The 24,437-nt window shown below is 37.3% G+C and carries 25 protein-coding genes; 10 read left to right on the top strand and 15 right to left on the bottom strand.

Annotated elements, in window-relative coordinates:
• Positions 1-42: 42 nt before the first annotated feature.
• Both RSA43_01185 and dnaN read right to left on the bottom strand, forming a co-directional pair.
• Positions 43-759 (bottom strand): hypothetical protein, encoded by a 717-nt coding sequence (locus RSA43_01185; protein ID MEG2495902.1) that lies wholly within the window; start codon positions 757-759, stop codon positions 43-45.
• A 339-nt stretch (positions 760-1,098) separates the two neighbouring features.
• Positions 1,099-2,199 carry a DNA polymerase III subunit beta gene (gene dnaN, locus RSA43_01180; protein ID MEG2495901.1) on the bottom strand — a complete coding sequence of 367 codons (1,101 nt, stop codon included), beginning with the start codon at positions 2,197-2,199 and terminating at the stop codon, positions 1,099-1,101.
• Between the two features lie 171 nt (positions 2,200-2,370).
• Between dnaN and smpB the strand changes: the two genes are divergently transcribed.
• Positions 2,371-2,835 carry an SsrA-binding protein SmpB gene (gene smpB, locus RSA43_01175; GenBank protein MEG2495900.1) on the top strand — a complete coding sequence of 155 codons (465 nt, stop codon included), beginning with the start codon at positions 2,371-2,373 and terminating at the stop codon, positions 2,833-2,835.
• Here smpB and RSA43_01170 read toward each other — a convergent pair.
• The 3 genes from RSA43_01170 to RSA43_01160 are packed head-to-tail and all read right to left on the bottom strand — an operon-like array spanning position 2,816 to position 4,999.
• A complete protein-coding gene (locus tag RSA43_01170) occupies positions 2,816-3,769 on the bottom strand; it encodes an FAD:protein FMN transferase (protein ID MEG2495899.1) in 954 nt (317 codons plus the stop codon). The genes smpB and RSA43_01170 overlap by 20 nt on opposite strands.
• Positions 3,733-4,608, bottom strand: a complete 876-nt coding sequence (locus RSA43_01165; protein ID MEG2495898.1) for a bifunctional 5,10-methylenetetrahydrofolate dehydrogenase/5,10-methenyltetrahydrofolate cyclohydrolase — start codon at positions 4,606-4,608, stop codon at positions 3,733-3,735. The genes RSA43_01170 and RSA43_01165 overlap by 37 nt, the downstream gene beginning before the upstream one ends.
• A gap of 13 nt (positions 4,609-4,621) precedes the next feature.
• Complete coding sequence (locus tag RSA43_01160) at positions 4,622-4,999, bottom strand: hypothetical protein (protein ID MEG2495897.1); 378 nt, start codon at positions 4,997-4,999, stop codon at positions 4,622-4,624.
• Positions 5,000-5,317: 318 nt separating this feature from the next.
• Between RSA43_01160 and RSA43_01155 the strand changes: the two genes are divergently transcribed.
• From RSA43_01155 to RSA43_01145, 3 genes are all read left to right on the top strand, one after another.
• Entirely contained in the window at positions 5,318-5,578 is a 261-nt protein-coding gene (locus tag RSA43_01155; protein ID MEG2495896.1) for a hypothetical protein, read from the top strand.
• Between the two features lie 62 nt (positions 5,579-5,640).
• The gene (locus RSA43_01150; protein MEG2495895.1) at positions 5,641-7,338 is read left to right on the top strand and encodes a hypothetical protein; all 1,698 of its coding nucleotides are present in this window, start codon (positions 5,641-5,643) and stop codon (positions 7,336-7,338) included.
• 18 nt (positions 7,339-7,356) lie between these two features.
• Complete coding sequence (locus RSA43_01145) at positions 7,357-7,845, top strand: hypothetical protein (GenBank protein ID MEG2495894.1); 489 nt, start codon at positions 7,357-7,359, stop codon at positions 7,843-7,845.
• Between the two features lie 13 nt (positions 7,846-7,858).
• Here RSA43_01145 and RSA43_01140 read toward each other — a convergent pair whose 3' ends face one another.
• A complete protein-coding gene (locus RSA43_01140) occupies positions 7,859-8,389 on the bottom strand; it encodes a MazG nucleotide pyrophosphohydrolase domain-containing protein (protein MEG2495893.1) in 531 nt (176 codons plus the stop codon).
• Positions 8,390-8,772: 383 nt separating this feature from the next.
• Here RSA43_01140 and rpmG point away from each other — a divergent pair, with 383 nt between their 5' ends.
• From rpmG to rpsI, 5 genes are all read left to right on the top strand, one after another.
• Complete coding sequence (gene rpmG, locus RSA43_01135; GenBank protein MEG2495892.1) at positions 8,773-8,931, top strand: 50S ribosomal protein L33; 159 nt, start codon at positions 8,773-8,775, stop codon at positions 8,929-8,931.
• A gap of 41 nt (positions 8,932-8,972) precedes the next feature.
• Positions 8,973-10,418: an FtsX-like permease family protein gene (locus RSA43_01130; GenBank protein ID MEG2495891.1), complete on the top strand. Its 1,446-nt coding sequence runs from the start codon at positions 8,973-8,975 to the stop codon at positions 10,416-10,418.
• A complete protein-coding gene (locus tag RSA43_01125; GenBank protein MEG2495890.1) occupies positions 10,418-11,089 on the top strand; it encodes an ABC transporter ATP-binding protein in 672 nt (223 codons plus the stop codon). Before RSA43_01130 ends, RSA43_01125 begins: the two co-directional genes overlap by 1 nt.
• 66 nt (positions 11,090-11,155) lie before the next feature.
• A complete protein-coding gene (gene rplM / locus RSA43_01120) occupies positions 11,156-11,608 on the top strand; it encodes a 50S ribosomal protein L13 (GenBank protein MEG2495889.1) in 453 nt (150 codons plus the stop codon).
• A 15-nt stretch (positions 11,609-11,623) separates the two neighbouring features.
• A complete protein-coding gene (rpsI, locus tag RSA43_01115) occupies positions 11,624-12,025 on the top strand; it encodes a 30S ribosomal protein S9 (protein ID MEG2495888.1) in 402 nt (133 codons plus the stop codon).
• A gap of 28 nt (positions 12,026-12,053) precedes the next feature.
• Here rpsI and RSA43_01110 read toward each other — a convergent pair whose 3' ends face one another.
• Complete coding sequence (locus tag RSA43_01110; GenBank protein MEG2495887.1) at positions 12,054-12,923, bottom strand: NlpC/P60 family protein; 870 nt, start codon at positions 12,921-12,923, stop codon at positions 12,054-12,056.
• Between the two features lie 14 nt (positions 12,924-12,937).
• On the bottom strand, positions 12,938-13,975 hold the full coding sequence (locus tag RSA43_01105) for a phospholipase D-like domain-containing protein (GenBank protein MEG2495886.1): 1,038 nt from the start codon (positions 13,973-13,975) through the stop codon (positions 12,938-12,940).
• 134 nt (positions 13,976-14,109) lie between these two features.
• Between RSA43_01105 and RSA43_01100 the strand changes: the two genes are divergently transcribed.
• Positions 14,110-15,495, top strand: a complete 1,386-nt coding sequence (locus RSA43_01100) for a hypothetical protein (GenBank protein MEG2495885.1) — start codon at positions 14,110-14,112, stop codon at positions 15,493-15,495.
• A gap of 109 nt (positions 15,496-15,604) precedes the next feature.
• Here the strand turns inward: RSA43_01100 and RSA43_01095 are convergent, their stop codons facing one another.
• The 7 genes from RSA43_01095 to sctU all read right to left on the bottom strand — a co-directional run bounded on the left by RSA43_01095 (position 15,605) and on the right by sctU (position 24,242).
• Positions 15,605-17,365 (bottom strand): UbiD family decarboxylase, encoded by a 1,761-nt coding sequence (locus tag RSA43_01095; GenBank protein MEG2495884.1) that lies wholly within the window; start codon positions 17,363-17,365, stop codon positions 15,605-15,607.
• Between the two features lie 14 nt (positions 17,366-17,379).
• Positions 17,380-17,646, bottom strand: a complete 267-nt coding sequence (rpmB, locus tag RSA43_01090; GenBank protein MEG2495883.1) for a 50S ribosomal protein L28 — start codon at positions 17,644-17,646, stop codon at positions 17,380-17,382.
• 121 nt (positions 17,647-17,767) lie between these two features.
• Entirely contained in the window at positions 17,768-19,378 is a 1,611-nt protein-coding gene (locus RSA43_01085; GenBank protein MEG2495882.1) for a 4-alpha-glucanotransferase, read from the bottom strand.
• On the bottom strand, positions 19,375-19,815 hold the full coding sequence (locus RSA43_01080; protein ID MEG2495881.1) for a CesT family type III secretion system chaperone: 441 nt from the start codon (positions 19,813-19,815) through the stop codon (positions 19,375-19,377). The genes RSA43_01085 and RSA43_01080 overlap by 4 nt, the downstream gene beginning before the upstream one ends.
• Before the next feature lie 4 nt (positions 19,816-19,819).
• Positions 19,820-21,019, bottom strand: coding sequence for a type III secretion system gatekeeper subunit SctW (sctW, locus tag RSA43_01075; protein MEG2495880.1), 1,200 nt, complete (start codon positions 21,017-21,019; stop codon positions 19,820-19,822).
• A gap of 17 nt (positions 21,020-21,036) precedes the next feature.
• The gene (gene sctV / locus RSA43_01070) at positions 21,037-23,160 is read right to left on the bottom strand and encodes a type III secretion system export apparatus subunit SctV (protein ID MEG2495879.1); all 2,124 of its coding nucleotides are present in this window, start codon (positions 23,158-23,160) and stop codon (positions 21,037-21,039) included.
• Between the two features lie 14 nt (positions 23,161-23,174).
• Positions 23,175-24,242 (bottom strand): type III secretion system export apparatus subunit SctU, encoded by a 1,068-nt coding sequence (sctU, locus tag RSA43_01065; protein MEG2495878.1) that lies wholly within the window; start codon positions 24,240-24,242, stop codon positions 23,175-23,177.
• Positions 24,243-24,437: the final 195 nt, after the last annotated feature.

Below are 24,437 nucleotides of genomic sequence, written 5' to 3'. Positions count from 1 at the left end.
TTATTTTTATTTAATAAAACGTTAATGTATAATCTTTATTCATTATATTTTTAATATTGAGACCGAGTGCCTGGAATCAATAAAAATTATATTTCCGGGGAGAGTTTCGTCGCTTATTGAATTACAAGAAGTTATAAACGATTGACCGATCCGGGAAAATTCCGAAAGAATATTTGAGCTTCTTTCTACGTCTAAGCTGATGTTCAAATCATCCAGACAGAAAATAGGATTAATTTCAGGAAAATTAAATTTTAGAAAATAATGTTCGGTCATTTTTATTAGAGCTAAAAGAGAGCGTTTCTGTTCTTCGCTTGCAAACAAGGCAACCGAATCATCTCTATGAGGACCATAAAGAGAGCGTTTTAACATAATTTCTTTGGATATGTTTTTTTCTAACAACTTAAGAATCTGTAATTTCGTTTTATTATAGTCGTCGGGACTATCGGAAACGGATCCTTTATATTTAATAGTAAAAAAATCTTTAAACTCAAGACGATGCAAAGTTTTAGTTAAAATGTCATTAAACAGGACAATAGATTTTTGACGTGACACACTATAAGATGACCGCCATAGGAAGCTAAATCCTATCCCTTGTAACTGATTCTTTTTAAGAAGAGCATTTCTTTGGTTAACAGACTGGGTATAACGGGATAGATCAGTAATGTATTCGTGATTGGATTGAGACAATAACAGATTGATAAAGAGTCGTCTGAATGCCGGAAACCCTGCAATTAGATTAATGTCTTTCGGACAAAACAATACCCCCGGAATGATTCCGAGAAGTTCCGTAAGACTTTTTAAAGGAGTGCTATGGGATATCTTTCTTCCTTTAATGGAAAAATAAAAAGTTAACGCTTGTTCCGGAGCCTGTTTTTCAAAGTAGATTCGAGATAAAAGAAGTCGGCATTAAAGAGATACAGTTACTTAGATCTCTATCGCGGAACAACCTCCCGGTTATCAATAAGTAGAGGGCTTCAAGGAGATTTGTTTTGCCTTGGGCATTTTTCCCGAGAATGTAATTTATGCTTTTTTCAAAGAAAACGGTTGCCTCTTTATAGTTACGAAAGTTTTTTAAAAACAAACGTTTAATGTGCATGTCTAATCGTCATGCAATCGCATCGGCATTATGATAAAAAGACTTCTTGTAGAATCCGTAATGACTCCCGGATTATAGGAGTCCGATATCCCCAGCTTAACGGATTGATCTTTGCTATGCTTCAAGATATCCAGAAAGAAGAACGGATTGAAAGCTATTTCCAACTTACCGCCCTCATAATTAACGGGCATACTGACTTTACCTTCGCCAAATTTTGAGCAATTGGCCGTGAGGATTAATTCACCGGTAGTAAAAGTAAATTTGACTGAATGAGATAGATCATTGGTAAAAAGAGCAACCTGTTTTAAAAGGGTCATTAATTCTTCACGGTGTAGATCTAAGGTAACGTTGCTTTGAGTAGTAATAACAGAAAGAAAATCAGGAAAACTGCCTGAAAGAAGTTTGGTAATCAGAAGAGTGCGATCAGACTCGACAGCTATCTTATCCTCAGTGAGGAAGATCGTTGCCTTAGGATCCTCACCGAACATTTTTGTGATTTCCTCAACGGCTTTGATAGGGATAATGTACTCACCAGTGAATTCTTTCTCTATATCTATGCTGATATCCGTTTTAGCTAAACGTTTACCGTCAGTGCCTACGAAAATAGCTTCACCGTTCTCTATTCTCAAGAGAACGCCGGTAAGTACGTAACGACTGTCTTCTTTAGAAACTGCAAACGAAGTTCGTTGTAGCATTTCTTTAAGTTTTTCGGACGGAAGAGAGAATCTGACGGCATTTTCCATATCCGGCAATGAAGGGAAATCTTCTTTTTCCATACTATGAAGGCGAAAACGAGACGAGCCTGAAGAAATCTCGACCATCTCGTTATCCGAAGCTGAAACTTCAATGTTCGAATCCGTCAATTCTCTTACTAATTGAAAAAAACGCTTGGAGGGGATGGAAAGACTACCGGTTTCATAAATCTTTGCTTTCGTTACGCAGCGGGTTCCTACGGTTAAATCCGTGGCAGTAAAAACCAGCTCTTCACTTGAAGCTTCTATTAAAACATTGGATAATATAGGGATAGGTGCGTTTGTAGGAACTACATTCTGAATTTTTCTTATAAGATTACTAAGCTCATTTCGAGAAACGATAAATTTCATGTGCAGTCACTTCCTCAACAATATCAGTACAAAATAATCCTGTATATTTTCAAAAGTCAAGAAGGAAAAATTCAAATAAAACAAATTCGGGAATTACGGAAGTGAATTTTAATTCTTAATTTTTTTTGACTTTTGATTTAAAATGCGGGTCGCAGTTCTGTTTTCGGAAGTATGATGTCACATAAAGAAAAAGAAATAGTATCAAATAGAAGAGCCGTTTACAACTATGAAATTTTAGAGACATATGAGGCGGGTATTGTTTTATTAGGTACTGAAATTAAGTCTTTAAGAGATCACGGGGGCAGTTTATCCGAAGCTTATGTTTCGATTATGGGTAACGAACTTTGGTTGGTAGGTGCTAATATTGCCCATTATCGTTTCGGAAATATTAATAACCATATCGAAAAACGAAATCGAAAATTACTTATGCATCGTAAGGAAATAATAAAACTAGGAAAGTTTATTCAGCAAAAAGGATTTACGATTATCCCTCTAGGGTTTTTTTTGAAAAACGGAATGGTTAAGGTTAAAATCGGTAGTGCCAAAGGTAAAAAGCTGCATGATAAGAGACAAACCGTTATCGAAAGAGAAAAGAAAAGAGAAATGGCATTGCGTCTTAAGAATCACCGCCTTTGATATAAGTGGTTAGTCCTTGACATTCTGCCCACAGCTGCGATTCTTCTTTTGATGGAAAGAGCATTAGCGTTGTGGCCATAGCGTCTGCGTATAGGCATTTTTCGTGTAAAACCGTGGTAGCTTGAACGGATTTTTCATTAATTTCGAGAGGGCATCCGGTTTTTGGATGAATAATATGAGTGTACGTCTTGTTTTCCACTGTCCATTCCTGTTCGTAGTTTCCGCTTGATGCTATGGCACATGAGTTGATTTCAATAGGGGTATTTAAGGTTTTAATCGGAATGACTTGCCAATATCTTCCGATAGGATGCTTACCGATGGTTTTTATTTCTCCTCCCCATTCTACATAAGCGTTGCAAATACGGTTATCTTTTAAAGTTTTAATTAAGAGATCGACCGTATGTCCTTTAGCTATGCCGCAAAGATCAATGCGAGTATTCGAATTGCTTTTGGTTATCGTAAGGTTTTGTTTGTTTAATCGAATTTTTTCGAATCCAACCGCCTCTTTATACATTTGTACTTCTTCTTCGGAAGGAACGGATCCTTCTTTTAGTTTGGATAACCATAAATCTTTTAAAGGCAAAATAGTAGGATCGAATAATCCTTTAGTGAGAAGAAAAACGGTTTCAACTTCTTCCAGAAATTCGAAAAGAGTTAATGAAATCGAGAGTTCTAGGTTTTCGGAAGCTTGATTGATAAATGAAATTTCTGAATTTGGGTTCCAGTTGTTAAATATTCTATCCGTAATCGAAAAGGTTTCATTGATTTTTTTTGAAATAAGTTGTCCGGATTTTTTATCAATGAGATCGCCTATAATAATTTTATAAGGTATTGTCATAGCAACGCCTTCATAGATAAGAAAAGATTTTTTTGTACAACCCGAAATGAATAGCACGACTATGAGCAAAGAGATTTTTTTGAATAACTTAACCATGTATTTTCCATCAACATTGCAATAGTTAAGGGACCTACTCCTTTAGGAACGGGTGATATAGCGGAGCATTTGGATACGAGGTTATTGAAATCGGTATCGCCTACGATTTGATAACCCTTCTCCGTCCAAGGAGCATCCAAACGATTAATACCGACATCGATAATCACGGATTTTTCTTTGATCATATTTTGTTTAATGAACAAAGGAGAACCTATGGCTGCTACGAGGATGTCGGCTTGCTTTAAATGGTCTTTGATGTTTTTCGATCTACTGTGTACAAGAGTTACTGTTGCATTTGCATTACTGTTTTTCTGCATTAACAGGGCAGCCAGGGGTTTTCCGACAATATTGCTCCTACCTAAAATAACGACATGTTTCCCTTGAGGTGATATGTTATAGGCTGTCATTAATCTTATTACTCCCAGAGGAGTGCAGGGAGTAAATCCATCTTTGTAACCGGCTAGAAGTTTACCTAAATTAATGGGATGTAAACCGTCCACATCCTTAAAAGGATCTACGCTTTCTATTATTTCTTCGGGATTAAGGTGTTGTGGTAACGGAAGCTGCAACAAAATTCCGTCGATTTCCGGATTTACATTCAGTTTCAGTATTTCCTGGATTATAAGCATTTTTGTGGAATTGTCAGGTAAATGAATGAGATAAAATTCCATGCCTAACTCCATCGCTTTTTTGGATTTGGTTTTGACGTAAATTTGTGAGGCAGGATTATTTCCGACTAAGATAACCGCAAGCCCGGGTTTACGGGATGCATTTTTAATTCGGTTTTTTAATTCGGAAAAAATTTCTTCGGCAACGGCTGTTCCGTTAAGGATTGTCATTTATTACCGGAATTTACTTAATTGGTTTGATTTTAAATCTTTTTATTAAAAGAACCAATCTATTTATTTTATCTATCATTACGGCAGGTAATACGCAAATAAGAAGCGAATAAACGAAATCCGTAAGTAAGGCTTGTCTAAGATCTAGAGTAATAAGTCGATAAGAGAACTCGAAGTCAACTCCTAAACAGGGAAGTACAAGATAAGATAAACACGAAAAAACGATAGAGAAAAAAATTGTGATTAAAGGAATCGATAGGATCTTGTCTTTGAAAAAGAACTTATGTAAAGGATAACAAAGATAAGCAGTCAATGAATAAAGGATTGTGTATGAATTAAATACGAAATCGGAACATATATCCGAAAACCATCCCAAAACGAAAGCTGTCATTAGAATATTTGTTTTGCTTTTTCCGTAAAAATTAAAAGCTAAGTAAGGAGCGAAAAAAAGAATTTTGTTGGAAAGTGTAGTTAAAGGAATTACTAAAATACAAATGGTTGATAACATTAAACAATTAATGGATTTTAATTTATCTGTAAAAACATTCTTCATTTTTTAAATGTAATTATTATTCTTATTTTAATAAAATCATGTTGTGAGTTGTTTTTAATTTTATAGATTGTTTTGAGAAAATTTAATAAGAATCCTATTAAACAAAACTTTAAAAAAGAGCGCAATAAAAGATCTTTAACAAAGGCTGTTTCTCGAGTGTCTTCGAAACGAATGGTATTGAAACCTAACAATTCAGATATTAAATCCAGACAAATCAAGGTTTTGGATAAAAAAGCAAATATTAGTAAAAAAGTTAAGGAATTCGATGAGTTTGTCCGAGAATTTTTGAATTCAAAAAAATTATCCGATACCGGTGCTTTAAACAATAAGAATCATAAATTATTAATTTTTAATTACGATAAAGGTTTTTTTTCAAAAAATTTGAACAATAAAAACAAACAACAAAATTTTAGTTAAATTATTTTTTATTTAACTTATTTGTTAATAAATTAGAATTTGATTTGTACCAGGGAGGGTGCATGTCGGTTTCCGGAAATATTTCAGGACCTGGAGGGCCGGGTTCTGGGGATTGGAATTTAGGTGAAATTCCCAAAGATAAGGAAATTTCCGAATCTAAGAACACTGAATCTTCGGGAATAGTGAGCGGTAGCGGCTATGACGCTTTTGCCGAAGGCACCGGCAAAAGTACTTCCAAACAAGAGTCTGTGATACGTTCATCGATCGGAGCCGAGTTTTTATCCGACTCCGAACTGGGATTATGTAAGTTTAATAAAGCTCAAGAATCGGCATCATCGTCGGGAAAATTAAAGTTAACGAGTAACAAATCGAGATCGAGTCGAAAGGCTTTTATGGCTGGATTTAAGTCGGCTGGGACTCGTCGTTCCTATTCCGATCCTGGGATAAGCGGGGATAAGAAGACTAAGGGGGATGGAAGAGTTTTATTACCCAGTGATGTTTTGGAATCCAGGAAACCTAAGTTTTTTTCTCCTCAAACGGCCTCTTTGCTTTTCGAGGGTATAGGTGTTCCTAATGTAGAAACATGGAAAGAAGATCCTTTTAAGAAATCTTCTGAATTTTTAAGCACCGGAGCTTCCGTAAGCGTTCCGCATCTTGTAAGTTATTTTGAAGCTTTGTCGAGAACGAGTTCTTTGGAATCGGTTAGAAATAGTTGGACAACGGATTATATGAGAGGAGGTGAGCTGGGGTCTTTAACGCTGAATTTTCCTGAAGAATCCGCATTGGCATCCAGAGTTCAAGAACCCACAACAATTGAAGAAAGTTCGGATGTTTCCGACTTATTAACTTCATTTCCGGAACCTACTGAACGTCAATCATCTCCGATCTCTTCTGAAAAAAAAGAACAAGCTTTGATTAAGGAAATGCTGTTAAGAGGTGATGAAACGAATAATCAAAAGGACGCTCAAGGAGAGATTGATGAAGATGAAACCGTCGAAGAACTTATGAAACAACTTTTATTGAGCGGGATGCCTCCTGGAGGATTTCCTTTAGTCGGAGGAGAAACGGTTTCAGGGACTTGGTCTGGCGCGAGTTCGTCCGAATTTCGTATACCCTCGAATAATCAAGCATCTTTACCGACGATTTATTCTTCCGGTAAGTTGTCTGAGAGAGCAACATCCTATCCTACTACTCTACCTCTAGTTACAGGATTGATGCAACCGACTCGGATTAATGAGCAACAGGGTAACACGAAATCGGATGGAGTTATTAATGAAAGTAAATCCGGTCTCGAGCAGACATCGGTCTCTTCATTTTTAGGAGAGGAACGGATATCAAACCCGAGTATGTCGTCCGATTACGGAAAATCTGATGAAAAATCATCGAAAAATCAAGATGTTACGTTATTAACGTCTTCCATTTTTGCTTTCGGTTCAAGTTCAGGCATGTCGGTTTCTCTCGAAAATAATAATGTTACCGAAAAAATAGATCTTTCGATTGGCGATCGGAATAAAGACGGGAAAGGAGGACCGCCGAATCCTCTGGTTTATCAATATAGGAGCATAAGTATAGATCCGCCTATCATTCTCAGAAATCCGGTTTATGTATCCGATAGTCGTCATACTTTATCCGGGAAACCTTCCGTGATTGAAGCCGGAGGAGATTATTCTCAAGGCAGGGGACAAGATAAGGGCAAGAAGAAAAAGAAAAATAATGATGAATCGGAAGATAAAGATGGCACAGATAAACAAGTATCTTAATTTTAAGGAGTATGTACTTTGTCTTACGAAATGAACATATACGGTAATATTCGATATTGTGCTATTGAACCGGATTCCGGGAGAGACGATAGAAGAGACAAAATCGGAAAACAATCGGAAATAAATGCTAAGGTGAGTCGGGCATTTCGGGATGCTTGGAAATCCGGATCGAACTTGAGTATGAAAGCACGTAGTTTACGTTCTCTTGAATCTAAACATCTGGAAGTCATTCTATCAAACCTTAATCTTCCTTGGAAATTTAATTTTAAGTTACTGAAAAAAGAAAAAGAAAAAGAAAAAGAAAAGGAAAAAGAAGAACAGGGAGGAAAAAAAGGGAACAGAAACAAAAATATTACTACGGTTAATCACCATAAGGTAGCAACGGCTAAATTAGGAAAGAGAGCTCAGGAAGCTATTACCGATGCTGCCAAATCGTGGGTTCAGACAAGAAATTTGGAATTACTGAAAATGGCTGAAAAGCTTTTTTATGGAGAGGAAAGAAAATAAATCAAAAGAGTCGTTAACCCTCTCGCTCTTTTCTTTTGGTAGTATACCAGATTTCAATAGCCTCCGTGAGGTTGGATACTTGTTTAGCTAACTCAGCATCGAAAATATAAGGTGCTCTTCTATGTGTTTTATTGATTTGGTTTTCGGCTGATTTATTAATATCGAATAATCGGTCTCTTTCGGCAATCAGTCCCAATTGGAGCGTCATACCTAAAATATCTCCGAATTCTTCTTCGGCTTTTTTATAATCTCGATTTTGCAGCGATTCTTCCATCTCTCGACACTCATCTATTAAGCAAGATAAGATCGATGTGACCGTTTGAGCGTTGGACCAATGCGATTTGCGTTCTTGAATTATAGCGTATAACATGTTGATCAATGCTTCGAGTTGTTTGTAGGAAACTTTTTTTTGTACGAAGTATTCGTTTTTCGATTTTCTTTTTAAGCTCTTTCCAGAGCTTGTACCGCATAGTACAACCGGTTTGAGCATACCTACGGATAGGGAAACCAATAATAAAGTACGAATGACATTTTGTTTTTTCATAAAATTATCCATTCATGAAGTTTAACTTATCATTTTTTTATTACTTCTTCGATAAGATCGTATCCGATTTGAGGGAAACGAGAAAAAGAAGCCCGTACGTTCAATCGGATGACGAAGGCGTACCGGATTTACGAAGCGTAACCCATTATTATCATAGCTGAATGAGCAAGAAGAATCTGGAAACGATTTGATATACATGGGGAAAGGGAATACTAGAAATAGTTGATCTAAGAAGAGGATGAGTTTAGCAAAAAAACAATTTATTGAGTTTAAAAAACCTGAAATTATTTCTTTGTCATAAGAAGAATTGCAGATAGACTTGCAATTTTTTATAAATTCATTTAACGTTCCTTGTGGATTTTTTATAATTCGGGTGACACGTTATGGCAAGTAAACACAGAGAAATTATTAAACTTAAAAGTTCCGAGAGTACCGATATTTATTGGACCGTTAAAAATAAAAGAAAAACGACGGGTCGTCTGGAGCTTAAAAAGTATGATAAAAAGTTAAGACGTCATGTGAACTTTAAGGAAGCTAAATAGACGGTCTTTAGGTCTTCTTTTCAGTTTATAGTATTGCTCCCGTGCGTTTTGAATGTTTTTTAGTATTAAAGTATTTTTTCCCTAGAAAGCGTCGTTTTTTTTCTTCTTTTCTATCGCTATTAGCCATGAGCATGATAGCGTTGGTTTTTTGGTTGACGACGGTTTTTCTTAGTGTTATGGGGGGATTGGAGGAGCGCTGGGTTCATGATTTTTCAAGAGTTATCCCACACATCAAATTAGTTCCTTCTCAGAAGTATTTCGGTTCTTATTATTATAGAATAGATGAGCATGCCTCGGATTCCGGCTTTTCCTCTAAAACTTTAGGGGAAAAATTTGCTTCTCCCCGCACCGATCCTTATGATAGATTGAATGACGATCCTTTACCGGATAATTTTCCTTATCCTGAAATATCTGACGACGGTTCCTTAAGGGATTACGTCAAGGAGACATGGAACGGATTGGCTCTTTTGTCCGAAAAGCACGGTTGGTTTGTCAAAGAGTACGAGGAGGGTGTTGGATGCTTGAAATTCGATTTACCTGAAGAAGATGGTGTTCGCCGTATCGAACAATTTTCCCGTATTCTTAATGCGAGAGGATCGAAGATGTCGAGTCTTCTTATGCAAGGAGCTCGATTAAATAAAAATTCAGACGGAGAAGAAATTGTTATTTTACCGGAACATTTTCGTTCTGAAGGTGTCTCTGAAGGCGTTTTTGGATTTTTAAACTTTTACTCTATGGGTGACGAAGGCCTTGAAGAACAAAGTCTAGCTGTTCGCGTTTCTGGGTTTTATAAACCGGGAATTTCTCCGATCGGAGCTAAAACCGTTTTTGCTTCATCTTCCGTTTTGGATTGTATGCGTCATACGGAGTCGCTTCCTTATTCTATGAACTGTTTGGAAATTGTTTTAACGGACCTGAAGCAAATCGACAAATCTCGCTCGTTAATTACGTCATTTTTAGAAACAACGGGGCTTTCCGATTATTGGACGGTCGAATCGTTCTATGACTCTCCTCAGTTTAAACCCATTTTCGATCAACTACGAAGTGATAGAACGATTTTCCTCATTGTGGCCGTTATTTTATTACTGGTAGCTTGTTCCAACGTAATCGGGATGTTAGTTTTATTGGTTAATGATAAGAAAAAAGAGATCGGTATTTTGAGAGCGTTAGGAGCTTCCCCAGGGAGTCTGTCATGTATTTTCGGTATATGCGGCGCTGTTATCGGTCTTTTCGGTTCGTTATTTGGAGGTATTTTAGCTTTTGTAACGGTCAGGAATTTAGATTCCATAATAACGATTTTTAATGTCTTACAGGGGAGACAATCGTTTAATAAAGCCATTTTCGGTGATTTTACGCCCGATAGAATCGATTTTAAGGTTTTAATCGTTTTAGGAATAACTACGGTTATAATGGCTGGAATTTCCGGTGTTTTCCCTGCTCGAAAAGTTTCCCGGATGAATATTTCCGAAATTTTAAAGAGTGATTGATGCTACCGATTCTGCAACTTGTCAATATTAGCAAAAGTTTTCCGGAACATCCTTTAGGACCGATTCTTAGTGAGGTTAATTTAGAAATATTTTCCGGTATTACTACGGCTATTACCGGTAATTCCGGTAATGGTAAAAGTACTTTATTACAAATAGCGGGTCTTTTGGATCTTCCGGATTCCGGAAAAATTTTATTTCAAGGCAAACCGGTAGCTTCGAGAAAAAAATTTTTAATCCGAAATCGATATTTCGGGTTTATTTTTCAAAACTTTCTTCTCATCGAAGATGAAACCGTGTTAAGTAATGTACTTATGCCTGCCTTGATAGCCCGTCAAGATCTTTCGAAGGGATCGTTTATTTTTAAAAGAGGTCTTTATTTGTTGGAACGAGTCGGTATTTCTGCAGGATTGCATAAAATGCCTGCACGATTTTTGTCCGGAGGGGAAAAACAACGGGTAGCCTTAGCACGAGCACTTATTAATTCGCCTCTCGTCGTTTTTGCTGATGAACCTTCAGGAAACCTCGATGCACATAATTCATCGATCGTTCATGAACTTCTTCTTCAAATTTCACGTAAAGAGAAGGTCGCATTGATCTTGGTTACTCATAATTTCAATTTTGCCGACTCCTGTGATGTAAAATTTAATTTAAACAACGGAAAATTAAGTTAATTTTTTTATCTCATTGAAAAAAAAAATGCTTCATTTTAAAATCCCCCAATATCGAGGTTGAGTTATATGGAAAAAAGAAAAGAAAATAGAACGACTTTCCTAAAATCCGTTGATTGCGAAAATCGTAGCTGGTATTTATTTGATGCCTCAGGAAAGACTTTGGGGAGATTATCATCCGAAATAGCAAAGGTTTTACGAGGGAAGCATAAGGTCACATTTACTCCTTATATGCCTTCCGGAGACGGCGTCATTGTTATCAATGCCGAGAAAGTTCGTCTAACGGGAGCCAAAAAGGCGCAAAAGATTTACCGTTATTATACGGGACATATCGGTGGGATGAGGGAAATTCCTTTCGAGAATATGCTTGCCAGAAAACCCGATTATGTTATTGAGCATGCCGTTAAAGGGATGATGCCTAAAACCAAGTTAGGTCGTAAACAGTTAAAGAGTTTAAGGGTAGTTAAAGGTGCGAGTTTTGAGCGCTATGTAGCCCAAAAGCCGATCGTTGTAAATATATAATGAGAGATGATAAAGATGCTAGGTAAGCCTGTTAAGGAATCCGTTGCAACCGGAAGAAGGAAATGTGCTGTTTCCAGTGTGAGATTACGTGAAGGTTCGGGGCAGATTGATGTCAACGGAAAAGGGTTTGAAGAATATTTTCCTTTGGAAGTTCAAAGGGAAATGATTTTAGCTCCTTTGAAAAAAACGAAATTGGAAAAGAAGTTTAGCTTGATTGTTAGGGTTTCCGGAGGGGGGATTCAAGGACAAGCAATAGCAACAAGGTTGGGTATTTCTCGTGCTTTGGTTAAGGAAAATGAGCTTTTTAAGCAGGAATTGAAGTCCGAAGGTTTTCTTACCAGAGATTCTCGAATCAAGGAGCGTAAGAAGTACGGTCATAAGAAAGCTCGAAAGAGTTATCAATTTTCTAAGAGATAGTATTTTTTTTATAAAGTATTTTTATCTTTTAAAACACCCTGTCGAACGGGTGTTTTTTTATGTCTCCGAAAAATGCCGTTATAACTTTATTAGGTTGCTTATTATACGATAGGTGCATGTTCATTTCGGAAAATTTGAAATTTCGCCCTCTTTCTAGAACTCTGACTTTTCCTGCTCCTTTTGAGGCATCGATAATTGTGTCTTCTCCGGTTTTTAACATCACGTGTGTAATTCGGTTGGTTTGATTTTCTGCCAGAAAAATTGCTCCTCCTACAGAAAGTTCATCAAACGAACGAATGACGGTTGAATTTTTAAATTGATCGATTGAATTTCTAGGGATCGAAATATTTTGTGCGCGAAATAAAAGATTAAGAAATCCTGAACAATCAACTCCGTAACGATTTGAAAAATCTTGCTTGAAAAGAAAACGTCCACCCCAAACATAGGGAAATCCGATAAGTCGTTGTGCATCGGTAATTAGAGTTTCAACGGAAAAATTTTGAGAAAGAGGTCTAAGATGTACCGGATCGCAATAAGTTGTTGTGCCGTCGGGAAGACTGATATTTCCTGAATTATCAGCTGTTACAAGTGTTCCGAATGAAAGAGGTAATTTTTTTTCCCCTAAAACAGCGCATGTTGAGGCAATCGTATGTGTAGGGCAGCAGTTTGTATAGACGGGAAAAAGAGCTGCATGATCTGAGATATGGCCCGGATAATATGTTCTGTTGCCGTTTATCCTGATAATGGTTTGTTCGCAGGAAAATATGTACTCCGGTTGAGGTGGACTCTTAAAAACGATCTCGCCGAAAAGGAGTTGAGTTTCCAGAAAAATATCACCTCGTCGATTCGATAGAAGGTTCTGATATGAATCCTTAATAAAAAAGATCTGTTTCACCATAGATTATCCGATTTTTAGGCTGCCCTAAATAAAATAGGAAAAGGAATAATCTCTGCAAGAACTTCTCTTTTATTTGTCAGATTGTTCCATATTTGTCTCATTTTTCTATTTTGTTTTTCGGTTAGATTATCGAGGAATAACATGCATTCATCGTTTTTATTGAACCCATTCATTGTCCAATTAGTTGATCCGAATATTAATATATCTTCATCAATCCAAGCGAATTTATGATGAAGGCGGTATTTCGAAGTTTTATACCAAACCGGAACGGAAGCTTCGGTAGTCTTAAGAATTTGTTTAGTAAGCTTAAGATAGTTTTTGTCTATGATGATTTCTACGTCAACACCTCTTAAATAAGCGTTTTCAAGAGCCGCCATTATTTTAGGATGGGAAAAGGCAAACATAGCGATCTTAATGGATTTTTGTGCGGTATCGATTGTTTTGATTAAATATTCCAGCGTTTCTCGAGAATCGTTGGGAAGTACCTTAAAATCAATTTTTTGTTCATTGATCATGAATGAACAGGAACGATTCGAGCGAACATATTCGGCTAGTTCCTGACTATAGAATCCTACCATTAGATTGCTCTCTTTACATAAAGAAATATCCGTAAAATTAGCGGATCCGATCCAAAAACAGCATTCGTCAATCATTAAAATTTTCATATGCATGAGTTTATTTTTCGGTTTATCGTTCAATTTTATATTAAGTTGGGCGTTATCTTTAATAGTATGAAAATAAGAGCATTCCTTCAGCTCATGACATTCCAAGTCAACGATAATATTTTTATTTTTAAGAACTTCTATAATGGCCCTTGAAATAGTTTGATCGGTAATTTGATAAGCTTTGAGAAAGAGGGATTTTTTTGTCGTTTTGATGGTTGAGACAAGATTTTTTTTTAAATTATCTCCTATTTGATGAGAGCAGATAATGGGTTCCAGCTTCTCGGATATGAAAGGGGGAGAAGGTTCTTTAAAAAAAATAAAGAAAAAACTTATCCCTATTATTATGAATAATCTTTTTAATTTTATAGATTTATTATTACTATTCATTACTTATTTAAAATACAACCTTTATTTTAAGTCTTTTAATGTTTTATTTAATTAATTGTTTTTAATGAAAAATCCTTATGGTATAATCTTTTTCTTAACTAGAAGTTAATCATAATTTAAAGGAAATTCGAATTTTGGTATCAGAAATGCTTCTCAACGTAGGATCATTGCCTCTTTCGACACCTACACTGAAATCTCCCGAGAGTAGCACGAAATCCTGTTGGTCCGATAAGGATAACCCGATTTTAGTGAATGTCTGTATGACGATAGCTGTAATCTCTCTTATCTTATTTGTTTTTTCCGTAGTTATGGCGATTACTGGGTGTTGTCCCTTGACACCGATTCTTATATTAGGTGGAATCAGTATAATTTCGTTGATTATTTCTTGTATAATTTTGGCATGTATTCCGTCCGAAACTTATTTGAAGTGGGCAGTCGAATCGCCTCGTAGACTTTTGTTTACATCTCTTTTTAAAAATCCTTTTGAAAACCTCTGGTTAAATTCCGCATCTTTGGATGTAAAGGCTTTGGTCCGAGTGGCGGAAGAGAACTATGTATCTGTGTGTGATGAATCCGGTGTGCCGGTTTATGAGCCTTCCGAAGCTTTACTTCCTAAAATGCTGCCTGTAAGTTTGCCTCCGTTCCCTTATGGAGTTGAGCGAGCTCGTCAATATGTTAAAGAATTAAAATCAAGGGTGATAACAAATATTTCTCATGCACCGGGCGATGGCAATTGTTTCTTTCATACCATGTCAGAGCTATTGAGGCGCAGAGGGATTATTATAACTTATCAAGAGCTGCGAACGGCCTGTTGTCAATGGTTACGTGAAAACTTTAGGAGTAACCCGCAAGTTTGTCATTTACTTTATGCAGATATGCTCACGAGTTTAGATACATGTGAGAAACGAATCCCTAAGGGATCAAAACTGGATCAACTCAGGGCATTAATTACCGGACAACTGGGGTCATTTATCTACTCTTTGTGTGAACGTAATAGAGTTCAAGGCGATGTTACCGGCTTGAATCATCATCTTCTGATTCCTTATGAAGGAACTCATCCGGTTGCTGAGGTATTATTGGAAGAGTATATAACCGGTTTATCGCATAATGGGGTTTATGTAGCTTGTTCAATGGGATTGGCTATGAGTCATCTCTACGAAACAACTGTTGTGCTATATTCAATAGCCCCTACAACAAGGTGGAATATTAAGCTTCTAACCGGAGACTTTGGTCCTCAACCGATAGAGCAGGCAAAGCAAGTTTTGCTTCGAGAAGGTTTTAGAGTATTTGAAAATGCGAATAAATCTGGGCACTATATGGTAGATATCGGGGAAATGACTCGTATATTCGGGGCAGAAAGATGCTCGGAAGTTCCTCTTATTTATGGAAGAAGCGGGATGCATTTCGAACCTCTTGCTACGGCTTCAATTATTGGACCTCATCAGGAAGAGGCCGAGCCTTCTTCTGTTGTGCAGCCTCCTGAGGAGGCTGAGACTTCTTCCGTCCAGCCAAGCACTTAAACGGAGGCTTTGTTTAAACGGAATATCGCTTATTAAGAATAGTCAATCTTCCGGAAACATACTCAACGATTGATCTTTACGACTTGATTTTAGATTTCTTTCTTTTGTATTAAATATCATCGTAATCCCCCGATTGGATTTGGCCATTAGGAAAGTATTTGCTCCATTTTTTTGATACGATGTCTTTAGTGTGTTTATCGGCAAAAACTTCTTTTGGATAATTATTTTTCATTCTGGCGTCTATAAAAATCGGTAACTTTCTTATTTGGGAATGTCGTTTATATCCTGAAGTTTTAAAATAAATATCGGATGCCGGTTCGAATCTGGTAAATACTCTCCATAGAAAAGAAGTTTTATTGCTTGATGTTTTTGTTGCATTATCCGATATGACTACGATAGGCCATTCTTGTAGTTCGGAAAAGTTATAAAGTTCTTCAATTTTAACCGATGGTTCGATTTCAATGACAAGGCATCCCGGGCAGAAAACTTTTGGATTCTTGATTTGATTAGGTAAACGATATTCCAATTGATCTTGCAATATTCTTATAGGGGGCCCCAGTCCCATTAAAATAGCTTTGGAACCCATATTTAATTCGGGGCCCGTGTAATCCAATGTATCTTGGCTGGAGTACGGAAAAATAATAAAATCTTGACTGGGGCAAAAACGTTCTAAAATTGTCCGAAAAAGCGTTTTAAAATCGTTAAGATCAATGATTCGATCGGTAACGAGAAGAAATTTTGTTAAAGACAGTTGTCCTTCTCCAAGAATCCTTAGAGCTGAGGTGAGAGTCTCCTTTTTATATCGTTCCTTAACTATTGCGCCCGATAAGGAGTGAAAGCCTGTTTCTCCGTATGATTTTAGCTGGATAACACCGGGCATTACGAATGGAATAAGAGGTGATAAAAATTCCTGAAGTTTTTCTCCGAGATAAAAATCTTCCTGTTTAGGTTTCCCTACTATAGTAGCAGGAAACACGGCTTTCTTCGCATGATATATACCGCTACATTTGAAAATAGGAAAATCGTGAGTCAGACTGTAATACCCATAGTGATCACCGAATGGGCCTTCGGGTTGTCTTATGTTTTTAACTGCTTTTCCGAAAAGTATGAACTCACAATCCGAGAACAAGGGATAATGATTATAAGATGATTTTCCGTAAAAGAGTTTTTTACCCATTAAAAAACTGCAGAATAAGATTTCAGATATTTTTTCCGGAAGAGGAGCTATAGCTGATAAAATAAGAAAGGGATTGCCTCCTAAAAAGACGTTAACCGAAAGGTTTTGATTTAGTTGCTCGGCTTCATGAAAATGAAGACCCCCGCCTTTCTGAATTTGAAAATGAAGGCCGGTTGTTTGTGAATCGAATCTCTGCATCCGATACATACCTAGATTCGGAATCCCCGATAAGGGAGATTCAGTATAAACCAAAGGTAAAGTTAAAAAAGGACCGCCATCTTCAGGCCAAGAAGTAAGAAAAGGCAGAGAATTAAGATCTAGAGACGGTTCCTTATAATAACAGGATAAGCGTTTCTTTTTTAATCCTAATTTAAAAAGTCCTTTGACCAAATCTCGATTTTGCCAACATGATGAAAGGGAAGGAGATTTTGAAAAAAAATCCAAAAACCTAGAAACTGTTTTCGGTTCATAAGAAGAAAACGCATAGTCAACTCTTGCCTGACTGCCGAATAAGTTCGTAACAACAGGAAAAGAAGAACCGATAACGTCGGTAAACAAAAGAGCAGGCCCACCAGAGGCAACCACTCTCCTATGAATTTCAGCTATTTCTAAATGAGGATCAACGGAGCAAGACACCTCGACAATCTCATTCTTGTATCTTAAAAAAGATAAAAACTCCTGTAAAGCAGTCATCGATTAAGATAACTTTATTTACAAAGTCCCGCTCTTTTCATGACTTTTTCGAGTCCTAAACGGTCTATAGTGCGAATAGCATCAATAGAAACTTTAAGTCTTACAAAACGATTCTCCGTCTCTGACCATAATCTTTTTGAGACTATATTAGGCAAAAAACGTCTTTTTGTCTTACCGGTAATTTTTAAACCGATTCCTTTTTTCTTCTTAGCAATACCTCTTAACGTGTAAGAGTACCCTTTAATGGGCTTTTTCCCCGTAATTTGACATCTCCTAGACATAACTAAACCTAAACTTTATCGGATTTCAAAAACAGTCGGACAGAAGACACGACAAGGTGTGGATTTTATCTTATTAGTAATAAAAGAGCAAAAGAATATATATTTTAATCGTTTTTTGAATTTATGAAGGGAGAAGAGCACTTAATTCATCGTTAAATGATTTATGTTTCAGAAGCTCCTCGACATAAGGTATGGTTCTATAGACCCAATTCGATGAAGAAACGGTTCCCGGTCTATTGATACGTTCTTTTGAAGGATCTTTGGAAATAAGATCGGGACGAAGAGACAAGTAATCATTAATGATATTGATATGAAATAAACTTGAAGATAAAAAATTATTTTTAATAATAAGTTTTTGAGTTTCAGGAGATAGTGATCGAGTATAAGCAAAATGATTATTCTTTGCATACAGCTTAGCTTCTTCCGGAGAATGATTCCACCAAAGCAATAACGTATCCGAATCATGAGTTGATAAGGAAGTCATTGACAACGGAGAGTAATTCGCCGGTAAAATAAAAGAACCGTCACCATCCCACTTTCTTTCCCATCGGGGGATTACTGTTCCGCAAATACCGAATTTTTTAATGGCCTCTTTAATGCATTGCGGAACTATACCTAGATCTTCTCCTATAGGTAACATATCGGAAGAATCTAAAATTGCTTTCAAAATATCGTTACCCTGAGCGAGCCACTCTTTTTTATTTTCGGGAATAAATTTTCCCGCAGAAGGATTAGGTCCCGAATTATTTAAGGCCCAAATTCTAAAGAAACCGGCTATGTGGTCCAATCGATAAACGGAATAAAAGTTTTCTGCGTATTCAACGCGTTTTTTCCACCAAACATAATGGCATTTTTTTAGCGCTTCCCAATTATATAAGGGAAATTGCCAATCTTGTCCGTGCTTGTTATAGGCATCCGGCGGAGATCCGGCGGAGTTTTCTTTTATAAAAAAATCCTTAAAATACCAAGTTTCGCAGCTGTCTTTACTTATGAGGATTGGAATATCTCCTTTGATGAAAATACCGTTGTCGAGAGCAAACCGCTTGATGTAATTCAACTGTTGAAAACAAAGGTATTGTATGTAGGCATGAAATTCCGTCAAAGGTTTTAAATTCTCGGAAAGAGAAGATATATTGTCGGGGTTTTTTAAATGTTCGGGCCATTCTTCCATAGGAGACCAATGTATGGTTTCTTTAATAGCTCTAAACAAAACATAGGGGACTAACCAATAATTTTGAGTTTCCTTAAAGGTATTAAAACCTTCGTCTCGGAGGATGTTTGATTTGATACACTCGTAGTATTCTTTTAAAAATTGTAATTTTTTATTTCCGACAATGCCATATCTCACCGAAGACGTTGTGGTTAGAGCTTGCATGGATTGTATTTTTTTTTTGTAATCAGACACTTTATGGATATCGGGAAGAGTCGTTAGAGAAAGAAAAATCGGATTCAAAGCAAATCCGGAAATACCGTTGTATGGACTCGTGTCTGTTCCCGTATCGTTGAGAGGAAGTAATTGTAAAATATCGAAGCCGATTTTGCGACACCATTCGATCATCGGAATGAGATCGTGGAATTCACCGATACCGCAGCTATTTTCGGAACGAATGGATGATAAAGGGAAACATACTCCGTAATGATGTTTTATTCCTATTTTATCCCAGGCGTGTGACGCAGGAGTGTTTTTGATAAACGTTATCGTATTTTCGGTAACCTGGGGTAAGATGCTCATATATTGTAAATACCGAGATCGTGTAGATCGGGAATAGTGTCGGAGCTCAGAGAAGATTGCCAAACTTTGGCATATCTTGAAAATTGTTTAATGCGAGCAACAAGATCAGTCGCATTTATGTAAGACATTTCGACGGTATCGCATAAATATAATTTTTCAGTGTGTTCTCCGTACGCCAGGGTACCTTTAATACCGGGTTGCTGCGCCCCGTTAATCAACAAGGCTGCTTTAAATACTTTATCTCTATAAGGTCCTTTAGATAAAGTTCCGATGACGGTACCCATAACGAGCTCATCGCTGTTAACTCCTTGTTCGAGTTGAACGGCAATACCGTTTTCCTTTAAACAGATTGAACATGCTTGATTGGCATCTAAGGATAACGTGGTTTTCAATTCCTTGCCGATTTCTTCTAATAATTGCTCGAATTGATTTTTCATTTCGTTAACTCCATGGACTGGGTTTAGGGAAATCGCTGGGTTTGGGATAGTCGTCATTATCTTTGTTTATATTATCTAAAGCGTTGGCAAGTGCCGTTAAAAAAGCATCTCTTTTACCGACCGATTCAAAAAATCTTGGAGATACGTTTCTCGCTGCCGTGAAAAAATTATTCAGGACGATCGATTGTAGATCGGTATCGGGACCGACCAGGCTTTGTACTTCGGTTTCGCATTTTTTTGCTAAGGGATAATTGTCTCCAACAAGCTTTTGAAAACTTTCGGCTAAAGATACGAAATTGACATGATCGGGAAAAGAGAGTCCTTCTGCTTGAGCATTTTGTTGCATTCGCGGAAAAGCGCTTTCGAAAATTTGATAAGAATCAACAACCGCTTCTAAATTTCTTATCTCTCCCATTAACAACATTAGTTTAGCGGAAGGTATGGAGGAGCCTTCCGATTTCATATCTGCAGATATTCCATTCAGAAGAAATGAAGTTACCGCTTTCATATCGGGGAATAAATAACGCTCCGTTAACAGAGTGAACATTTGTTTACAGGTATTTTCTTTCGAAGTTACTTCTAAATAAAGCTGTCTTAAACTTGAAGGCGAGACTTTTAATTCGGAAGCAAATTGATGAGTGGCGAATTGAATATTTTTTCCGCCGACGATTGCCTGTTTATGCGTAGTATTATAGGTGGTTTTAGCTTGAATAATGGCATTTTTAAGAGCTCCGTCCGAAGAAGATACGGAGGCGTCCAAATAGTCCAAGGCTCGAGATGCCAGAACGGGATCCGAAAATTTCTCTTGAACGGCTTTAAGAATATCGTCCGGAGAAGCATCGGGAGCTATTGAGTCTCTTAAAGAACGGAGATCTTGAGCTGAAATTTCCGTAGAATCGCTGCTGTGTTTATCTGCAAGATCCTCTTGCATCTTTTCTTCAGTGCTTTTCGTGGGTTTTTTTTCGCTTGTCTCGGAGGCCTTTTTTCTCTCGGCTAGAGGTCTAAATTTTAATTCTTTTTTTGTCGTTCTTGCTGCAGCAGCGGGATTAGTCATATCCGGATTAACGGATGACATCATACTCATTTCCGATGCTTCTTGTGTGGCCTCGATATTTTGTGCATCTTGAGCTGCTGCTTTAGCTTCTAATGCAGAAACATTGACTCCGGTCGAACCTCCCAGTCCTCCGGCTCCTGAAGAAGACATTCACACCCCCTTATGGTTTAGAAGATTTGGATTCTACCGAGAGGTTGTATTCTAATTTCAGGAAGAATCTCTTGATAGGAAATAACCGCGATATTCGGAAACTCGGTTTCGATTAATTTTCTTACATATCTTCTAACGTCAATTGCTGTCAAGAGAACGGGAGGTTGTCCTCCGGGAGGTGTAGATGTAATCGTATTTCTCATTGATTTTAATATTAAGTTAACAGAATCCGGATCCAAAGCTAAATAAGAACCTGCGGAAGTTTGTTTGATGGCTCCTCTAACGATTTCTTCAATTTCAGGATCTAATAAATACACCGAAATGGATGATTGCCCTTGAGAAAATTTAAAGCTGATATAGAGTTTCAATGAAGAACGAACGTATTCAGTGAGTAATACTGTATCTTTTTCCGTTTGTGCCCATTCGCTCAGGGATTCCATAATCGTTCTCAAATCTTTAATCGAAATACCTTCTTGAACGAGACGTTTGAATATTTCCGTCAGTTTCTGTAAAGGAATCAGTCTTGTTACTTCTTTCACTAAATCGGGGAATGAACGTTCCATGAACTCCATCATAGTACGTACTTCTTGAATGCCCAAAAATTCTTGCGAATTCTTATGAAAAAAGTTTGATAAGTGGAGAATAATGACTTCGGGAGGAGCCCAGTATTTTATAGCGGCTTTATCTAAAATGACTTTCGATTCTTCCTTCACCCATGCCGAAGGCAAGCCGGAAGCGTTTTTATAGCTAACGAACGGAAGATTGTATCTTTGTAGATTTTCTTCAACTTCATTGGTCAATAAATGCTTGGTAGGAATTTTTCCTCTCACGTAAGGAATCTCATTGAGAAGAATCATGTATTCCGATCCTTCTAAAGATGGAGAGTCCGTTCTTACGTGAATACCTGGATATTTGATTCCGATATCTTGATAAAGGGCTTGACGCATTTTCGGAATCAAATCGTCGATAAAATTTTGATTTCCTTTACCTTTTCGTACGATTTGGGATAATTCCTTACCCATTTCTAAAATAACCGGTAGGGTTAAGGCGTAATCGTCCGAATTTTCTCCGGGCGTTCCGCCTTCTGCAGAGCCTACGACTGTAGAACCGGAGCCGCTGCCTTTTTTAGGTCCTTCTTTTTTCCTTAACCAAAGAGAGGAACCGAAGAATCCGAGTATTATGGCTAATAAAGCAAAACTCCAAAGAGGGAAACCTTTGAAAAATCCGATAATTAAAACGGCTACCGCAGAAATCAAAAGAGCTCGTGGCTCTTTAATCAATTGAGCGGAAATTTCTTTACCCAGATTACTGTTCTTATTATCGCTTGAAACTCGAGTAGTTACAATACCGGCGGTTAAGGAAATAAGGAGAGACGGAATTTGAGCAACAAGCCCATCACCGATAGACAGTAGTGCATAAACACGAGCTGCCTGTCCCAGCTCCATTCCCAACATGGTCACTCCGATGATCAACCCTCCAATCACGTTAACGAGAGAGATAACGATACCGGCGATAACGTCTCCCTTAATGAACTTCATGGCTCCGTCCATGGCTCCATAGAGTTCGCTTTCTCTTTGAATTAAAGACCTTTTATCTCGGGCTTGTCCCGCATCAATCATTCCGGCACGTAAATCGGCATCGATGGCAAGTTGTTTACCGGGCATGGCATCCAGTCTAAATCTAGCAGCAACTTCGGCAACTCTCTCAGCACCTTTAGTGACGACGATAAATTGAATCAAAGTGATAATGATGAAAATAATGAATCCGACGACATAATTACCGCCGACGACGAAATCACCGAATGCTTGAATGACTTCTCCCGCATACGCCTTCAATAATATTTGTCTTGAAGAGGCAATGTTAATACCGAGACGAAACATAGTCGTAATTAATAAAAGAGAAGGAAAAACAGATAACTGCAAAGCACTCGGAATATATAAAGCCACTACCATTAGAAACATGGATATCGCTAAATTGAGTGTAATCGTTAAGTCGATCAAAGCTGAGGGTATGGGAACGATAATCATCATTACGATGCCTATCATCCAAACCGCTAAGAGTAAATCACTGGATCTGTTAATGAAGCTTAGAGCCTTCTCTCCGCCCATTGTTTTCGAAATAAAACCGAAAAATTTATTCATATGAGATTTTTCTTTTACTTAAAGTAGTCGCTGTTAGGGTTTTGTATGTCAAGAGACGTAATATATAATAATATCTCCCCAATAGCTTCATACGTGGATTCCGGAATAAACTTCAACTCTTTTCCTTCATCCCAGAGTTGATGAGCTAGAGGTACGTTTCTCATTACGGGAACATTATATTTTTCGGCTTCGGCTATGATTCTTTTGGCTCTAGCATCCGCTCCCATTGCAATGATCCAGGGCGCTTTATATTTTTCTGGAGCATATCCTATGGCTATTGCTATATCTCTAGGGTTAGACACGACCGTTTTAGCGTGTTTGATTTGACTAGTGCCTTCTTCATAAGCAATTTCTTGGGCAATCTGTTTTCGTCTTCCCTTAATTTCCGGATTACCTTCAGTATCTTTGAATTCTTGTTTGACTTCGAATTTTTCCATTTTTAATTCTTTAGAAAAATTGAATCTTTGATAAATCAAATCTAATATAGCTACGATAACGAAAAAAATACCTACAGCTATTGTGGCTTTATATAATATTTTTTTAAATATTTCGGATATCGCTATCGGAGAAATTCCTGCTGTTTGTATGATTAGCGGGATTTCTCCTTTAACCACCAGATAAAGTATCAAAGCTGCACCGAATACCTTTAAGATAGACTTCAGAAGCTCTATTAAGGTTTTCAGTTTGAATTTTTGTTTTATATTATCTACGGGATTAAATTTTTTAATGTCAGGTTTAAAGACTTCTGTAGAAAAAGTAGGCCCTACTATCAGAAATCCTACTAAAGACCCTATAATTCCTACCAGTACCAATAGAGGTAGAGAAGTCGTTAAAATCAGCATCAGCGATTGGTTGAGAAAATAAAGAGCTTCGGTTGGATTATGACTAATCGGGGCTCGAATCAACATTCCGGAGAGGAAAGTTCCTAATTTTTCATAGAAAAAGTTAGCCATGTAGAATGTCGTCCACATAGCCACTATAAAGGTAATGGCAGATGGAAAGTCTTGTGATTTCGCAACCTGACCTTTTTTTCTGGCATCCCTAAGCCTTTTTGGGGTTGCCTTTTCGGTTTTTTCTGCCATGATGCCTTGTTAATAACAGGATTATGAGATTGCGACGATGATACGGTTATTAGAGCAAACTTTGTTTTCCGAAAGTTAACTGATTGTTTGTTTTTAAACAAGGCGTTTACCTATTCATTGAAATCGAATGTCTTTCCGTAAAGTTAGATCTGTAATAAATTCATACATTTCTTATACTTTCGGGTTTTTCATTTT

The organism is Victivallaceae bacterium (assembly GCA_036659455.1).
Lineage (GTDB): Bacteria > Chlamydiota > Chlamydiia > Chlamydiales > Chlamydiaceae > JAVXCN01.
Note: the sequence above shows the minus strand (reverse complement) of the source record. Positions and strands in the feature narration are given on the sequence as shown.

Bases quoted from the DNA above. Each gene is read 5' to 3' on its own strand.
- RSA43_01110 (MEG2495887.1), bottom strand. From the start codon at position 12,923: ATGGTGAAACAGATCTTTTTTATTAAGGATTCATATCAGAACCTTCTA.
- RSA43_01080 (MEG2495881.1), bottom strand. From the start codon at position 19,815: ATGAAAAATCAATTCGAGCAATTATTAGAAGAAATCGGCAAGGAATTG.
- sctW (MEG2495880.1), bottom strand. From the start codon at position 21,019: ATGTCTTCTTCAGGAGCCGGAGGACTGGGAGGTTCGACCGGAGTCAAT.
- RSA43_01105 (MEG2495886.1), bottom strand. From the start codon at position 13,975: ATGAATAGTAATAATAAATCTATAAAATTAAAAAGATTATTCATAATA.
- RSA43_01085 (MEG2495882.1), bottom strand. From the start codon at position 19,378: ATGAGCATCTTACCCCAGGTTACCGAAAATACGATAACGTTTATCAAA.
- smpB (MEG2495900.1), top strand. From the start codon at position 2,371: ATGATGTCACATAAAGAAAAAGAAATAGTATCAAATAGAAGAGCCGTT.
- RSA43_01140 (MEG2495893.1), bottom strand. From the start codon at position 8,389: ATGAAAAAACAAAATGTCATTCGTACTTTATTATTGGTTTCCCTATCC.
- RSA43_01125 (MEG2495890.1), top strand. From the start codon at position 10,418: ATGCTACCGATTCTGCAACTTGTCAATATTAGCAAAAGTTTTCCGGAA.
- RSA43_01150 (MEG2495895.1), top strand. From the start codon at position 5,641: ATGTCGGTTTCCGGAAATATTTCAGGACCTGGAGGGCCGGGTTCTGGG.
- rpsI (MEG2495888.1), top strand. From the start codon at position 11,624: ATGCTAGGTAAGCCTGTTAAGGAATCCGTTGCAACCGGAAGAAGGAAA.
- rpmB (MEG2495883.1), bottom strand. From the start codon at position 17,646: ATGTCTAGGAGATGTCAAATTACGGGGAAAAAGCCCATTAAAGGGTAC.
- rpmG (MEG2495892.1), top strand. From the start codon at position 8,773: ATGGCAAGTAAACACAGAGAAATTATTAAACTTAAAAGTTCCGAGAGT.
- RSA43_01095 (MEG2495884.1), bottom strand. From the start codon at position 17,365: ATGACTGCTTTACAGGAGTTTTTATCTTTTTTAAGATACAAGAATGAG.
- rplM (MEG2495889.1), top strand. From the start codon at position 11,156: ATGGAAAAAAGAAAAGAAAATAGAACGACTTTCCTAAAATCCGTTGAT.
- sctU (MEG2495878.1), bottom strand. From the start codon at position 24,242: ATGGCAGAAAAAACCGAAAAGGCAACCCCAAAAAGGCTTAGGGATGCC.
- RSA43_01160 (MEG2495897.1), bottom strand. From the start codon at position 4,999: ATGACAGCTTTCGTTTTGGGATGGTTTTCGGATATATGTTCCGATTTC.
- RSA43_01170 (MEG2495899.1), bottom strand. From the start codon at position 3,769: ATGGTTAAGTTATTCAAAAAAATCTCTTTGCTCATAGTCGTGCTATTC.
- RSA43_01165 (MEG2495898.1), bottom strand. From the start codon at position 4,608: ATGACAATCCTTAACGGAACAGCCGTTGCCGAAGAAATTTTTTCCGAA.
- dnaN (MEG2495901.1), bottom strand. From the start codon at position 2,199: ATGAAATTTATCGTTTCTCGAAATGAGCTTAGTAATCTTATAAGAAAA.
- sctV (MEG2495879.1), bottom strand. From the start codon at position 23,160: ATGAATAAATTTTTCGGTTTTATTTCGAAAACAATGGGCGGAGAGAAG.